This is a genomic window from Pseudomonas sp. TUM25319, assembly GCF_056388475.1.
Window position 1 is genome coordinate 2,682,748 of sequence record NZ_CM150751.1, and the last position, 12,660, is coordinate 2,695,407.

At 64.5% G+C, this 12,660-nt stretch carries 15 protein-coding genes; 7 read left to right on the forward strand and 8 right to left on the reverse strand.

Annotated elements, in window-relative coordinates; genetic code table 11:
* The first annotated feature begins 52 nt into the window (after positions 1-52).
* On the forward strand, positions 53-997 hold the full coding sequence (locus AC05QJ_RS12735; protein WP_476747196.1) for a LysR family transcriptional regulator: 945 nt from the start codon (positions 53-55) through the stop codon (positions 995-997).
* Here the strand turns inward: AC05QJ_RS12735 and AC05QJ_RS12740 are convergent.
* A complete protein-coding gene (locus AC05QJ_RS12740) occupies positions 994-1,638 on the reverse strand; it encodes a TIGR04211 family SH3 domain-containing protein (protein WP_476747197.1) in 645 nt (214 codons plus the stop codon). The genes AC05QJ_RS12735 and AC05QJ_RS12740 overlap by 4 nt on opposite strands.
* 159 nt (positions 1,639-1,797) lie before the next feature.
* The gene (locus AC05QJ_RS12745; protein WP_476747198.1) at positions 1,798-2,208 is read right to left on the reverse strand and encodes a DUF7832 domain-containing protein; all 411 of its coding nucleotides are present in this window, start codon (positions 2,206-2,208) and stop codon (positions 1,798-1,800) included.
* A 181-nt stretch (positions 2,209-2,389) separates the two neighbouring features.
* On the opposite strand from AC05QJ_RS12745, the gene AC05QJ_RS12750 reads away from it, so the two are divergent.
* From AC05QJ_RS12750 to AC05QJ_RS12770, 5 genes are all read left to right on the forward strand, one after another.
* On the forward strand, positions 2,390-2,887 hold the full coding sequence (locus AC05QJ_RS12750) for a PaaI family thioesterase (protein WP_476747199.1): 498 nt from the start codon (positions 2,390-2,392) through the stop codon (positions 2,885-2,887).
* A 204-nt stretch (positions 2,888-3,091) separates the two neighbouring features.
* Positions 3,092-4,594 carry an APC family permease gene (locus AC05QJ_RS12755; protein ID WP_476747200.1) on the forward strand — a complete coding sequence of 501 codons (1,503 nt, stop codon included), beginning with the start codon at positions 3,092-3,094 and terminating at the stop codon, positions 4,592-4,594.
* A complete protein-coding gene (locus tag AC05QJ_RS12760) occupies positions 4,554-5,141 on the forward strand; it encodes a DUF3156 family protein (protein ID WP_476747201.1) in 588 nt (195 codons plus the stop codon). Before AC05QJ_RS12755 ends, AC05QJ_RS12760 begins: the two co-directional genes overlap by 41 nt.
* Before the next feature lie 115 nt (positions 5,142-5,256).
* The gene (gene feaR, locus AC05QJ_RS12765) at positions 5,257-6,216 is read left to right on the forward strand and encodes a transcriptional regulator FeaR (RefSeq protein WP_476747202.1); all 960 of its coding nucleotides are present in this window, start codon (positions 5,257-5,259) and stop codon (positions 6,214-6,216) included.
* Positions 6,217-6,415: 199 nt separating this feature from the next.
* The gene (locus AC05QJ_RS12770; protein ID WP_476747203.1) at positions 6,416-6,994 is read left to right on the forward strand and encodes a TetR/AcrR family transcriptional regulator; all 579 of its coding nucleotides are present in this window, start codon (positions 6,416-6,418) and stop codon (positions 6,992-6,994) included.
* A gap of 91 nt (positions 6,995-7,085) precedes the next feature.
* Here AC05QJ_RS12770 and AC05QJ_RS12775 read toward each other — a convergent pair whose 3' ends face one another.
* Positions 7,086-7,451, reverse strand: coding sequence for a cupin domain-containing protein (locus tag AC05QJ_RS12775; protein WP_476747204.1), 366 nt, complete (start codon positions 7,449-7,451; stop codon positions 7,086-7,088).
* A 212-nt stretch (positions 7,452-7,663) separates the two neighbouring features.
* Here AC05QJ_RS12775 and hpaR point away from each other — a divergent pair, with 212 nt between their 5' ends.
* Positions 7,664-8,089 carry a homoprotocatechuate degradation operon regulator HpaR gene (gene hpaR / locus AC05QJ_RS12780; protein ID WP_476747205.1) on the forward strand — a complete coding sequence of 142 codons (426 nt, stop codon included), beginning with the start codon at positions 7,664-7,666 and terminating at the stop codon, positions 8,087-8,089.
* A gap of 87 nt (positions 8,090-8,176) precedes the next feature.
* On the opposite strand, the gene hpaI is transcribed toward hpaR, so the two are convergent.
* From hpaI to hpaD, 5 genes are all read right to left on the reverse strand, one after another.
* A complete protein-coding gene (gene hpaI, locus AC05QJ_RS12785; RefSeq protein ID WP_476747206.1) occupies positions 8,177-8,980 on the reverse strand; it encodes a 4-hydroxy-2-oxoheptanedioate aldolase in 804 nt (267 codons plus the stop codon).
* A 13-nt stretch (positions 8,981-8,993) separates the two neighbouring features.
* The gene (gene hpaH / locus AC05QJ_RS12790) at positions 8,994-9,797 is read right to left on the reverse strand and encodes a 2-oxo-hept-4-ene-1,7-dioate hydratase (RefSeq protein ID WP_009394236.1); all 804 of its coding nucleotides are present in this window, start codon (positions 9,795-9,797) and stop codon (positions 8,994-8,996) included.
* Between the two features lie 11 nt (positions 9,798-9,808).
* Positions 9,809-11,113 carry an MFS transporter gene (locus AC05QJ_RS12795; protein ID WP_476747207.1) on the reverse strand — a complete coding sequence of 435 codons (1,305 nt, stop codon included), beginning with the start codon at positions 11,111-11,113 and terminating at the stop codon, positions 9,809-9,811.
* Between the two features lie 49 nt (positions 11,114-11,162).
* Positions 11,163-11,555 carry a tautomerase family protein gene (locus tag AC05QJ_RS12800; protein ID WP_476747208.1) on the reverse strand — a complete coding sequence of 131 codons (393 nt, stop codon included), beginning with the start codon at positions 11,553-11,555 and terminating at the stop codon, positions 11,163-11,165.
* A 128-nt stretch (positions 11,556-11,683) separates the two neighbouring features.
* On the reverse strand, positions 11,684-12,541 hold the full coding sequence (hpaD, locus tag AC05QJ_RS12805; RefSeq protein ID WP_476747209.1) for a 3,4-dihydroxyphenylacetate 2,3-dioxygenase: 858 nt from the start codon (positions 12,539-12,541) through the stop codon (positions 11,684-11,686).
* Positions 12,542-12,660 lie beyond the last annotated feature (119 nt).

Sequence of the window (12,660 nt, forward strand, 5' to 3'; positions counted from 1 at the left end):
GGCAGGTTTTGTGAGAGGCTAAATAAAAAGTCCCAGGAGATAATCGGGCGTAATGAAGAATCAGAATGTGCTTACAGCGAATAATGAGCCCCTGCTGCGCGACCTGCAGCTGTTCTGCGAAGTGGCCCGGCGCTCCAGCTTCATCGCCGCTGCCAGCGAGACCGGGTTGTCACCGGCCCATGTCAGCAAGCGCATCGCCACCCTCGAAGAACAGCTCGGCGTGAAGCTGTTCAACCGCACCACCCGACGGGTGAACATCACCAGCGATGGCGAGGCGGCGTTCGTCTGGGCGCAGAAGATCCTCGAAGACGTCGGTGCCATGGTCGATGCGCTGTCCGGCGGGCAGCGCGAGCCGCAAGGCACGTTGCGGCTGTGCACCAGCCTGCGCCTGGGGCGCGAGCACATTGCGCCGATCCTTTCGCTGCTGCGCCGGCAGTACCCGGCGCTGGAGGTGTGGGTGGAGTTGCTGGACCGGCGGGTAGACCTGATCGCCGACAACTTCGATATCGACATCCGCGTCGGCGAGGTGCAGGAAAAACACCTGATCGCCCACCGCATCGCCGAGAGCACCCGGGTGCTGGCGGCGTCGCCGGAGTATCTGGCGCGACGGGGCATGCCCAAGGTGGCGGCGGACCTGGCCCAGCACGATTGCCTGCTGTTTCGCAGCCGCGACGACCGCTTCGGCGTGTGGCGGCTGGTGGGGCCCAACGGTGCGGAAACGGTGAAGGTCACCGGCCCCATGGCGTCGAACCACAGTGACATCGTCCGCCAGTGGGCCCACGACGGCCACGGCATCATCATGGCCTCGCGCTGGGACGTGGCCGGCAGCCTGGCCAGCGGTGCCCTGGTGCGGGTGCTGCCGGCCTGGCACCAGCCGGCGGATATCTGGGCGGTGACGGCGGTGCGCTCGTCCAGCTCGGCCAAGGTGCGGGCGTGCGTGGCGTTTCTGCGCGAGCAGTTGGCGAGCGGGCCGTACGCCCTGTGTCCTGGCGGTTAGGCCCAGCCGCTGCTGCGCTTGCGCCCGCGGGTCAGCGCCGGAATGATCAGCCCGGCCAGCAGGCCGGCACCGGCGATACTGCCGCCGTAGACCATGTAACGCATCATCACCTGTTTGTTTTCATCGCCCAGGCGGGCCTGGGTGTCACGCAGTTGTGACTGGGCCTGGGTCAGTTCCTCGTTGAGCGACTGGTTGCGGGCCTGCAGTTCGTCGATCAGCGCCTTGCGCGAATCGAGGGTTTCCTGCATGCCCTGGACGCGGGTCTTCCAACTGTCGTCGATGGTCTTGAGCTGTTCGTCCAGTTGCGCGACCCGAGCGGTCAGCTGCGGCAGGTGCTCGGCCTGGCCGGGTACGTTCTGCAGGTCGTTGCTGGCGATCCACACCACGTCGCCGGACTCGCCGCGGACCTGGCTGTAGCTGCCCTGGGTGCCCAGCAGCTTGACCTTCTGTCCGGACTTGAGCGTGCCCACCAGGCGATGGCCATCGGTGGGGCCGCTGCGCACGTAGGTGCTGAGGCTGTCGCTGACCCAGCGGTCGTCGCTGGCGGGTTCTTCGGCGTGGGCGACGGCATTGAAGAACAGGCCGGCGAACAGCATGGGGAGCACGGCGGAGCGTGCGCGGAGAGGGCGAAACAGGCGCATGGTTATCTTCCCCGAGAAGAAAAATGAAAACCGCCGGCCGCATGCCTGCCGCCAGCGCAACGAAGGGTGAGAAAGGGGATAACCGTTGGACGTCCCCGGGGCCTGTAGGAAAAAACCCTACAAGCCACCAGCGCAAAGACAGTTTTTATCGCGCCAGGTTCACTGGCCGGCGTGCCATTGGGCGAAACGCAGGTCCAGACGGGCTTCGAGCAGATCGTAGTGGGCCCAGCTCGCGGCGGGCTCGGCGTCGTCGGCCAGCAGCTCGCGCAGGTCGCTGGGCAGGGAAGGGGCCTGAAGGCTCAGGTAATGGTTGGCGAAGGCGTTGCCCAGGCGGTTGAGGTCTTCGTCCACCAGCAGGCCGTCGCAGCACAGCTGGAAAAAGCGGGCAGGGGTCAGCAGGCGTTCGCCGAGGGCCTGGATCTCGGCGTCGTAGTCGGCCCTGAAGTCGCGGCTGAGCAAGTCATGGCTCGCGCCCCAGGTCAGGAACAGGCCGGCGTACGGGGCATGGCGCAGGTGAGCGCAGGGCGAACCGTCATCGGCGTGGTGCCAGCAAGCATCGGTAGCAATCATCACAGCGGTCCTTGTTCGGATGGTTGGCTTGGCTTGAGGCGCTAGCTTACTCCTTCCCGGAGTGGCGGGTAGCCATATGAGACTTAATGACGCATTGGTCAGGACATTGGTGGGTGTGTTGGAAAGGCAGGACGAGAGCGTTAACATCTGAACTTTCCTACAAAAACAAAACAGGAAGCCCATGAATTCCCACGCTCTTTCCCTACAGGATCTGGCCGCGCCGGATGGCGTCTGCTATGGCTGCGGATCGGCCCATCCCAGCGGGCTGCACCTGAAAAGCCACTGGGCCGACGACGGTGTCCATGTGCTCTGCACCCATTCTCCCGACAGCACCTTCTGCGGCTGGCCTGGGCTGGTCTATGGCGGCCTGCTGGCGATGCTGGTGGATTGCCATTCCAACTGGACCGCCATGGCGTATCACTACCGTGCCGAAGGGCGTGAGCCGGGGTCGTTGCCGCGCATCGATTGCGTGACCGGGCATCTGGGGCTGACCTACCTGAAGCCGACGCCGATGGGCGTGGAGTTGACGCTCAAGGCACGGGTCGAGGGCGAGCTGGGGCGCAAGAGCCGGGTGATCTGTGAGGTCTGGGCCGGCGATGTGCTGACCGTGACAGCGGACTCGGTGTTCGTGCGGGTGGATACCGAGCGGTTGAAACAGCAGGCGCATGGACAGGCCTGATTCGTAGAGCTTCAGGGCCTCATCGCCGCCCGGCCAGCTCCCACGCAGGGAGCCGGGGCGGCGGCGATGTGGCCTTCCCGGGCGACACCCCTTCAAGGCCTGGCAGCCAGCAACAAAACCCCCGGCAGTCTGGGGCAAGACGTGGCAATGGAGTGCGGCGCACAGTGACGCACAACCATAACAACGGCACTTGAGGTCTTCACCATGTCGCTCAATGACTCGCTCAGCGCGCACCTGAACCGGGGCACGATCGGGTTCCCCACCGCCCTTGCCAGTACCATCGGCCTGATCATGGCCAGCCCCGTCATCCTGACCGCGACCATGGGCTTCGGCATCGGCGGCAGCGCCTTCGCCATGGCGATGCTGATCGCGGTGCTGCTGATGCTGGCGCAATCCACGACCTTCGCCGAAGCGGCGGCGATCCTGCCGACCACAGGCTCCGTGTACGACTACATCAACTGCGGCATGGGCCGTTTCTTCGCGATCACCGGTACGCTGTCGGCCTACCTGATCGTCCACGTCTTCGCCGGGACCGCGGAAACCATCCTCGCCGGCGTGATGGCGCTGGTGAACTTCGAGCACCTCAATACCCTGGCCGAATCCGCCGGCGGCTCCTGGCTGCTGGGCGTCGGTTTCGTGGTGGTGTTCGCCGTGCTCAACGCCTTTGGCGTCAGCGCGTTCGGCAAGGCTGAAATCATCCTGACCTTTGGCATGTGGACCACCCTGATGGTGTTCGGCGTGCTGGGCCTGATCGCCGCGCCGGCGGTGGAGCTCGATGGCTGGTTCGGCGAGTCGATGGTCGGTACCGATCTGATCACCGTGCTGTCGCTGGTGGGCATGGCGATGTTCATGTTCGTCGGCTGCGAGTTCGTGACGCCGCTGGCGCCGGACCTGCGCCGCTCGGCGCGGACCATGCCACGGGCCATGGCGCTCGGCCTGCTGGGCGTGGCCACCTGTATGTTCATCTACGGCGCAGCGATGAAGCGCCAGGTGGAGAACGTGGTGCTGGACGCCGCCTCCGGCGTGCATCTGCTGGACACGCCGATGGCGATTCCGCAGTTCGCCCAGCAAGTGATGGGTGATATCGGCCCGCTGTGGCTGGGTATCGGCTTCCTGTTCGCCGGCGCCGCCACCATCAACACCCTGATGGCCGGTGTGCCGCGGATCCTCTACGGCATGGCCGTGGACGGTGCGCTGCCGAAGGTCTTCACCTACCTGCACCCACGCTTCAAGACGCCGCTGCTGTGCATTCTGGTGGCGATGCTGATTCCGTGCCTGCACGCCCTGTACCTGGGCGGCAACACCGACAACATCATGCACCTGGTGCTGGCGGCGGTGTGCGCCTGGAGTACCGCGTACCTGCTGGTGACCCTGTCGGTGGTGATCCTGCGCATCCGTCGCCCGGACCTGCCGCGTGCCTACCGCTCGCCGTTCTTCCCGCTGCCGCAATTGCTGTCCAGCGTCGGCATCCTCCTCGGCATGTGGTTCATCACCCCGCCCGGCATGAACCCTGCCGACGTGTACGTGCCGTTCGCCTGGATGCTCGGTGGCACCGCGGTCTACGCGCTGTTCTGGACGCTGGTGGTGCAGAAGGTCAACCCGTTCAAACCGGCGGTGGTCGAAGACGTCCTGGCCAAGGAATTCGCCAACGAACCTGGAGCGCATCATGGCGACTACTACGCCGAATCTGTGGCAAAGACTGTTTGACCGTGCACCCTCGGGCTATCGCCCGGGGGTGACCCTGGAGCACCTGCGACGCAATCTCGGCGTCAAGGGTTGCCAGGTTCTGGAAGCCGGCCGGGCGCGTTTTGCCCTGGCCGGTGGCCTTGAGTTCAAGGTGCGCGAGCGCACCGAGTCGCAACTGCTGATGCACCTGGTGCTCTGCGAGTTTCGCCTGGAATGCGATGCCGTCTCGAAGGGCACGGTCCGGCTGGAGGCGCATCATCGTGGTGCGATTCGTCGCACCGGGATCGGCTGGAAACAGAAGGGGGGCGAGGCGGGGCTGGCCGAGACCCTCCGCCAGCGCATCGAGCAGGACCCGACGCTGTACCAGGCGCTGATGCCGCTGGATTTCAAGCGTCTGCGCCTGGAGCGCGGCGAGGGCCGCTGGGCAGTGACCCTGGAGCATATGGGCGGTAGTGAAGTGGTTAACCGGATGCCGGCCTTTCGTCGGTATATCCGCATCAGTCCACAGCAGCGCGACCTGTTGCTGACCGCGCTGATTGGCTTGAAACGCTTGCTGCAAGGGCTCTGATTCCAGGTTGGCACTCTATGTGCTTTCACACATGGGCTTACAGAATTGTTGCGCGCATATAGATAAGATGTTAACTATTGCCCGACAAAAACAAGATGCCACTGTGGAGGTACGTATGAGTATCCATCAGGCTACCGGCTCGGCCCTGGATCGCTGGAACGCGGCGATGCAGGCCACCTGCGGGTATTTTGAAACCGAACTTGCGTTCAACCGCTCGCTGTTCATTGGCGAGATATCCACCTGGTCGCGGGGTGGGTTGGGCATGGCCAACCTGCGCACCAATGCCGGGGTGATTCGTCGCAACGGCCTCAAGGCCGATCGCGACAATGACCAGAGCTGCTTCCTGGTCAGCCAGCGCACCGGTTTTTCCCAGATCACCCAGAACGGCGTCAGCCTGCAGCTCGCACCCGGCGAGATGCTGCTGATGGATGCCGTCGGTGCCTGCGAGATCATGCCGTTCGGCCTGATCGAGCACGCTTCGCTGGGACTGTCGCGCGAGCAGGTGTGTCGCCAGTTGGGCAGCGACCAGCGGATCTTCGGCAAGATCTCCCAGAGCAAGGCCTGCGGACGCATGCTCCATCTGCTGATGGACCAGTTGTGCAAGGAAGCGCCGGCGGGCGAGAGCGAGCAGGCCGAAGGCGAGGCGCTGCACAGCGCGTTCCTGTCGTTGCTCGGCTCGGCCATCGAAGGCAGCGATCAGGCCAGCAACCTGCCGGCGGCGTTGCAGGGGGCGGACCTGCGCAGCTATGTGCAGAAGGTCATCGACGAATCCCTGGGGCAACCCGGCCTGACGCCCGTCAGCCTGGCCAACCGCCTGAACATCTCGGTGCGCCATCTGTATCGTCTGTTCGAGGAGCAGGGCGACAGCGTCTGCCGCTACATCCAGCGCGCTCGTCTGCAACGCAGTGCCGACGATCTGGCCAATCCGATCCACAAGACCGAATCCATCACCACCATCGCCTACAAGTGGGGATTCACCGATTCGGCGCACTTCAGCCGCTCGTTCAAGAAGCAGTTCGAGCAGTCGCCGAAGGACTTCCGCAGTACCAGCCTGGCCGGCCTCGCCCTGGCGTAAGAAAGACGTTCCCGCACTGACTGACTTGACCCTGTAAAGGGGTTGCCTTTAGCTTCGCCCAGTCGTGCTACCGATCGGTCGGTAGAGTGATTGTGAAATCACCTGGCGACCGGTCTTGCCGTTGTCAGGCATGATGGCGCCCCCGGGTGCCGAACTGCCTTGCCGGCCTTTGAATGCCTGTTGATTGGAGATGTTTTGCATGAGAACCCTTTCGCCTTCGGCGGAGAAGATTTGCGTGGTGGCGGTCGAGCAGTTTGCCGAATCGGGCTACGACGCCGCCTCGCTCAACGACATCGCCGTGGCGGTGGGTATGCGCAAGCCGTCGCTGTATGCCCATTTCAGCAGCAAGGACGACCTGTTCGAGGCGGTTTTCGAGCGGGCACTGGAGTTCGAGCGGGTGTATGTCGAAGGCTGTTTCGCCGCCGACAAGGGCCTGCCGGGGGCGTTGTATGCGCGTTGCCTGTCCGAGCGCTACCAGGCGTCGGCGCATCTGCGCTTCCTGCTGCGGGCGGCATTCTTCCCGCCAGCGGAGCTGCGCTCGATGATTTCGGCGGGTTTCGAGGGCTATCTGGGGCGTATGGGCGAGGTGTTCGGCAAGGCGCTGCAGCGGCAGTTGCCGACGCTGGATGACGAGCGCCGGGCGCTGTTCGTCGATGCGTACCTGGGGGTGGTGGACAGCCTGATCGTCGAGCTGATCTATGCCGGGCAGGCGGCGTACGAGCGGCGGTTGCGGGCGATGTGGACGTTGTTTGCGGGGTCGTTGCAGGCGGCTGTTTAAGGTTTTAGCGCCTCATTCGCCGGCAACGCCGGCTCCCACACCGTGGGAGCTGGCTTGCCAGCGATGAGGCCATCGAGGTGTGCGGTGTCGATCAGGCGACCGCGAAGTAGTGCTTCACGAAGCTCTCGCTGAGGATTTCCCACAGCACCGGCGTGCCCTTGGTCACGAACCAGCTGTCGCCAGCCTTGTACTCGGTGACCTGGCCAGTGCTTTCATCGGTCAGGCGCACGGCGCCAGTCACTACAACGGCCTGTTCGTTGAACGGATAGACCATGCGGAACTTGCCCTGGGTGGTGCCGAAGTAGGCGCTGCTGGTGGCGTCGGTGGGGGCGCCGAAGGTCATCTTGCCGAAGGCGCGCACTTCGCCTTCGAGAATCTCCGAACCCAGGTCGGCAACGGTGCCCCACGCGTCCAGTTCGCTCAGTTGGATATTCAGTTTGCTTGCGGTCAGGGTCATGGCAGTGGTTCCTTGAACAATGGAATAAGCGGGTGTGGCGGCGGCCGTGTGTCGGTCGCGTCATGGCGCTCATTAACGCCCTTGGCTGGCGCAATGTCTTGATCGTCTGTGCCGGTGCATTTGTTCCACGATGCCAGGTGCCGCAAGGCACTGTCGTGCGGCACGGTTTTTGTTAAAGTGTTAACAAAATAGCCTGAGAACCCTGCATTTTCATGTCCAGCCGCCCTCGCCAGTCCCTGACGCTCACCCTGCTGCAAGCCCGTGAAGCCGCCATGCGTTTTTTCCGTCCCTCCCTCAACGAACACGGCCTGACCGAGCAGCAGTGGCGGGTGATCCGCATCCTGCGTCAGCAGGGCGAGATGGAGATCTATCGTCTGGCCGACCTGGCCTGCATTCTCAAGCCGAGCATGACCGGTGTGCTGGTGCGCATGGAGGCGGCCGGGCTGGTCAAACGGCGCAAGGCCGAGACCGACCAGCGACGGGTGCTGGTGGAACTGGCGCAGAAGGGCGAGGAGATCTTCGGCTCGATGAGCCAGCGCATGGAGGCCAACTATCAGGCGTTGCAGGGGCAGTTCGGCGAGGAGAAGTTGCAGCAGTTGCTGGGGTTGCTGGATGAACTGAAGCAAGTGAGGCGGTGACCTCGATGGCCTCATCGCTGGCAAGGCCAGCTCCCACAAGGTGCAAGGCTCAGACTTGTGGGAGCTGGCTTTGCCAGCGATGACTGACTAATAAACGCCGCCGGAAGTCGGCTGTGCCACCTGACCTTCCTTGAACTTCGCCGCCAGCCCTTGCAGGCCGCGCATCAGCACCGTGGTATCCACGCCCACCGCGACGAATTTCGCACCCAGCTCGATGTAGCGCCGTGCCAGTTTCTCATCGGCGCTGAGGATCCCCGCCGCCTTGCCGGCCTTGTTGATCCGGGCGATGGCGTCCTCGATCGCGGCCTGCACGTCCGGGTGCCCCGGATTGCCACGATGGCCCATGGACGCACTGAGGTCCGCCGGGCCGATGAACACACCATCGACGCCGTCCACGGCGGCGATCGCGTCCAGGTTGGCCAGGCCCTCCTGGTTCTCGATCTGCACCAGCAGGCACATCTGCGCGTCGGCATGGTCGAGGTAGCCGGGGATGCTGTTCCAGCGCGAGGCCCGCGCCAGGGCGCTGCCGACACCGCGCACGCCCTGTGGCGGGTAGTGCACGGCGCGCACCAGTTGGCGAGCCTGTTCGGCGCTTTCCACCATCGGCACCAGCAGGGTCTGGGCGCCGATGTCGAGGATCTGCTTGATCAGCGCGGTATCACCGATCACCGGACGGATGATCGCCTCGCTGGCGTAGGGCGCCACGGCCTGCAACTGCGCGAGCATGCCGCGCAGGTCGTTGGGCGCGTGTTCACCGTCGATCAGCAGCCAGTCGAAGCCGGCGTTGGCCGCCAGCTCCGCGCAGTAGGCGTCGGCCAGGCCGAGCCACAGGCCGATTTGCGCCTGGTCTTCGCTCAGGCGCTGTTTGAAGCGGTTGACGGGCATGTCCATGGGACTCTCCTGATCAGACGAAACGGCAGGCGATGGAGCCGAGCATGTCGTAGTCGACGTGGAAGGTATCGCCCGGACGCGCCGCCACCGGACGGGTGAAGGAGCCGCCGAGGATGATCTGACCGGCTTCCAGGGTGACGTCATACGGCGCCAGCTTGTTGGCCAGCCACGCCACGCCCTTGGCCGGGTGGTTGAGCACGGCGGCAGAGACGCCGGACTCTTCGATCACGCCATTGCGGTACAGCACCGCCGGCACCTTGCGCAGGTCGATGTCGGTTGGTCGCACCGGACGGCCACCCATGACCACGCCGGCGTTGGCGGCGTTGTCGGAGATGGTGTCGAAGACCTTGCGGGTGACCTGGGTTTGCGGGTCGACCTGCTGGATGCGCGCGTCGATGATCTCCAGTGCCGGGATTACCCACTCGGTGGCGTCCAGCACGTCGAACACGGTGACGTTCGGGCCCTTGAGCGGCTTGCCGAGGATGAACGCCAGCTCCACTTCGACCCGCGGCACGATGAAGCGCTCGAACGGGATGTCGCTGCCTTCTTCGAACAGCATGTCGTCGAGCAGGGCGCCGTAGTCCGGCTCGGTGATGTTCGACGACACCTGCATGGCGCGGGAGGTCAGGCCGATCTTGTGGCCGACCAGCTTGCGCCCGTCCTTGATCTTCTGCGCGACCCAGGCGCGCTGGATGGCGTAGGCATCCTCGATGGTGATGCCGGGGTGTTCCAGGGAGAACTGGCGCACCTGTTCGCGGTTGCGTTCGGCCCGGTCCAGTTGGGCCGCGGCGCTGAGGATCTGGCTGTGGTCGAGCATGATCGAATCTCTTACTGAGGGTTGACGGTAGCGGCGTGGGTGCGCAGCACCAGCAGGCCGCCGAGCGTGATGAAAACGGCCAGCACGTAGAGGGCGAGGCTGGCGCTGTGGGTGGTGTCGCGCATCCAGCCGATCAGGTAGGGCGCAGCGAACGAGGCAATGCTGCCCAGGGAACTGATCAGGCCGATGCCCGCTGCCTGGGTGGTGTTGGACAGGAAGGCCGGCGGCAGTTGCCAGAACATCGGCAGCGCGGCGCTGGCGCCCATGCCGGCGACGATCAGGCCGCCCATCACCAGGGTGGCGTTGTCGGGGGCGATGCCGGCCACGGCGATACCGAAGGCGGACATCAGCAGCGGCACGCAGAGGTGCCAGCGGCGTTCGCGGCGACGGTCCGAAGAACGGCCGCAGGCGATCATGAAGAAGCAGCCCGCCAGGTAAGGCACGGCGCTGAGCAGACCGACGCGGCCGTCGCTGCCGATACCGGCGCCATGGATCAGGGTCGGCATCCAGAAGGCCAGGGTGTTCACCGCCAGCATCACGGCGCAGTACACCGCCACCAGCAGCCAGACCCGGGCGTCACTGAGGATGCCGGCGAAGGAGGTGATGGATTTGCGCTGTTCTTCCTGGTTCAGTTCATCGCGCAGCCCGCGTTTCTGCTCGTCGCTCAGCCAGCTGACGCTGTTGAAGTTGTCCGGCAGGCACTTGAGTACCACCAGGCCGAGCAGGATGACGGGAGCACCTTCAAGCAGGAACATCCACTGCCAGCCGCGCAGGCCGGCGGCGTCGTGGAACAGTTCGAGAATCCCGCCCGACAGCGGGCCGCCCACCACACCGGCCATGGGCACGGCGATGGCGAACAGCGCGGTGATCTGGGCGCGGCGACGGGCCGGGTACCAACGGTTGAGGTAGACCAGGATGCCGGGGAAGAACCCGGCCTCGGCCACGCCCAGGAGGAAGCGCAGCACGTAGAACCCGGTGGGCGTCTGCACCAGCAGCATGCTGGTGGACAGCGCCCCCCAGACCACCATCAGGGTAGCGATCCAGCGGCGCGGCCCGACGCGGTCCAGGGCCATGTTGCTGGGCACGCCGAACATCGCGTAGGCGATGAAGAACAGACCGGCGCCGAAGCCGTACACCGTGTCGCTGAAGTGCAGGTCGGTGCTCATCTGCATCTTGGCGAAGCCGATGTTGATGCGGTCGAGGTGGGCGAACAGGTAACACACCAGCAACAGCGGCATCAGCCGCCAGGTGACGGTGGAATGGGTCGAGTCTTGACGGGCGAGTACTGCGGTATCTGCGGTATTGGCTGTGCTCATGATCTTGTTCTTTTTTGTCAGAGTGGCCGTGGGTGTTACAGGCGGAGGGTTAGCCCGCCTGGTTCTTGAGGAACGCGTGAACGTTGTTCTGCTTGAAGTTCAGTTGCGGGTGCAGCTCGATCATTTCGAACGACAGCGCCAGCAGGCGCTCGGCCTGCAAGGCGGCAAAGTGCTCGGTGATCACTGCGAACAACTGCTCGGCAACCTGGGTACGGGTTTCCAGGTCGCGGCCGTGGCCGACCTTCAGGGTCATGTGGACGAAGGCGTAGTCGTGCTTGCCGTCGGCCATGCGCCAGGTGTCCAGGCGCACCGCGCGGCTGCGGATGCCGCCCAGCGGAAACACGCCGCTGGCGCCGAGGGTGGCGTGGACCTTTTCGAACAGGCCGGGCAGGTCGGCCTGGGCTTCGATGTTTTCGGTGATTTCAGCGATGAAGTGCGGCATTTTCCAAGAATCCTTCGTCGTAAAGTTTCAAGCTGCAAGCGGCAAGAGGGATCAGCGTTGATATCAGGGGCGGCGCAAACCGCTTTTTCTTGCCGCTTGAAACTTGCAGCTTGTAGCTGGCAGCTGTTTCAAACCGGGAAGATCGCGTTGATCTGGCCGGTGCCGGAGCTGCCGAAGGCTTCGGTCAGGACTTCCACCGGCTTGTCGTAGTCGGCGCCGCCGAGCAGGCCCAGCAGCATCGCCGTGTCGTGCATGCCGCCTTCGCCGTAGCAATGCGCGGCGTAGTCGGGGAGCATTGCGCAGAACTCCTTGAAGCGACCCTGCTTCCACAGCTCCACCACGCGCATGTCGACTTGTTTGTCGAATTCGCGGGTCCAGTTGTGGATGTTGGCTTCGGCGTTGCGGTCGTCGGAGAAGCGGTGGGACAGCGAGCCCGAGGCCAGGACCAGCACCTTGCGGTCGCTCTTCTCGATGGCGCGGCGTACGGCGGCGCCGAAGGCCAGGCTGTCTTCCAGGCGGTGCCAGGCGCACCAGGCGGCGATGGAGACGACTTGCAGTTTTTCCTCGTCCGGCACGCCCATGTGCATGTAGCGCATCGGTACCAGGGTGCCGTATTCCAGCTCCAGGCTCGGGATGTTGTGGGCCTGGGTGCGTACGCCGGCGGCGTTGGCCTCGGCGGCGATCAGCTCGCCCAGTTCCGGGCAGCCGGGGTACTCGAAGGCCATGTCCTTGATGAAGTGGGGCAGTTCGTTGCTGGTGTAGACGCCCTTGAAGTGCTCGCCACAGTTGATGTGGTAGGCACTGTTGACCAGCCAGTGCACATCGAACACCACGGCAGTGTCGGCACCCAGCTCGCGGGCGCGGCGACCGATTTCCTTGTGCCCGGCGATGGCCGCTTCACGGCAGCCGTGGTGCTTGCCCGGCAGCTCGGACAGGTACATCGAGGGGACGTGGCAGACTTTGGCTGCCAGGACGACTTCGCCCATGGGATGAACTCCTGATTCTGTTGTTCTTGTCTCGCGTGTGCGACACAGGACCCTGTGGGAGCTGGCCTTGCCAGCGATAGGGCCTTGGCAGTCACCCCCTGTAGTGAGGCTGCTGGCCT

Coding starts and splice junctions, on each gene's coding strand:
- hpaD (WP_476747209.1), bottom strand. CDS start 12,541: ATGGGCGAAGTCGTCCTGGCAGCCAAAGTCTGCCACGTCCCCTCGATG.
- AC05QJ_RS12800 (WP_476747208.1), bottom strand. CDS start 11,555: ATGCCGCACTTCATCGCTGAAATCACCGAAAACATCGAAGCCCAGGCC.
- AC05QJ_RS12755 (WP_476747200.1), top strand. CDS start 3,092: ATGTCGCTCAATGACTCGCTCAGCGCGCACCTGAACCGGGGCACGATC.
- hpaI (WP_476747206.1), bottom strand. CDS start 8,980: ATGGACATGCCCGTCAACCGCTTCAAACAGCGCCTGAGCGAAGACCAG.
- AC05QJ_RS12745 (WP_476747198.1), bottom strand. CDS start 2,208: ATGATTGCTACCGATGCTTGCTGGCACCACGCCGATGACGGTTCGCCC.
- AC05QJ_RS12775 (WP_476747204.1), bottom strand. CDS start 7,451: ATGACCCTGACCGCAAGCAAACTGAATATCCAACTGAGCGAACTGGAC.
- AC05QJ_RS12750 (WP_476747199.1), top strand. CDS start 2,390: ATGAATTCCCACGCTCTTTCCCTACAGGATCTGGCCGCGCCGGATGGC.
- AC05QJ_RS12735 (WP_476747196.1), top strand. CDS start 53: ATGAAGAATCAGAATGTGCTTACAGCGAATAATGAGCCCCTGCTGCGC.
- AC05QJ_RS12795 (WP_476747207.1), bottom strand. CDS start 11,113: ATGAGCACAGCCAATACCGCAGATACCGCAGTACTCGCCCGTCAAGAC.
- hpaR (WP_476747205.1), top strand. CDS start 7,664: ATGTCCAGCCGCCCTCGCCAGTCCCTGACGCTCACCCTGCTGCAAGCC.
- AC05QJ_RS12760 (WP_476747201.1), top strand. CDS start 4,554: ATGGCGACTACTACGCCGAATCTGTGGCAAAGACTGTTTGACCGTGCA.
- hpaH (WP_009394236.1), bottom strand. CDS start 9,797: ATGCTCGACCACAGCCAGATCCTCAGCGCCGCGGCCCAACTGGACCGG.
- AC05QJ_RS12770 (WP_476747203.1), top strand. CDS start 6,416: ATGAGAACCCTTTCGCCTTCGGCGGAGAAGATTTGCGTGGTGGCGGTC.
- AC05QJ_RS12740 (WP_476747197.1), bottom strand. CDS start 1,638: ATGCGCCTGTTTCGCCCTCTCCGCGCACGCTCCGCCGTGCTCCCCATG.
- feaR (WP_476747202.1), top strand. CDS start 5,257: ATGAGTATCCATCAGGCTACCGGCTCGGCCCTGGATCGCTGGAACGCG.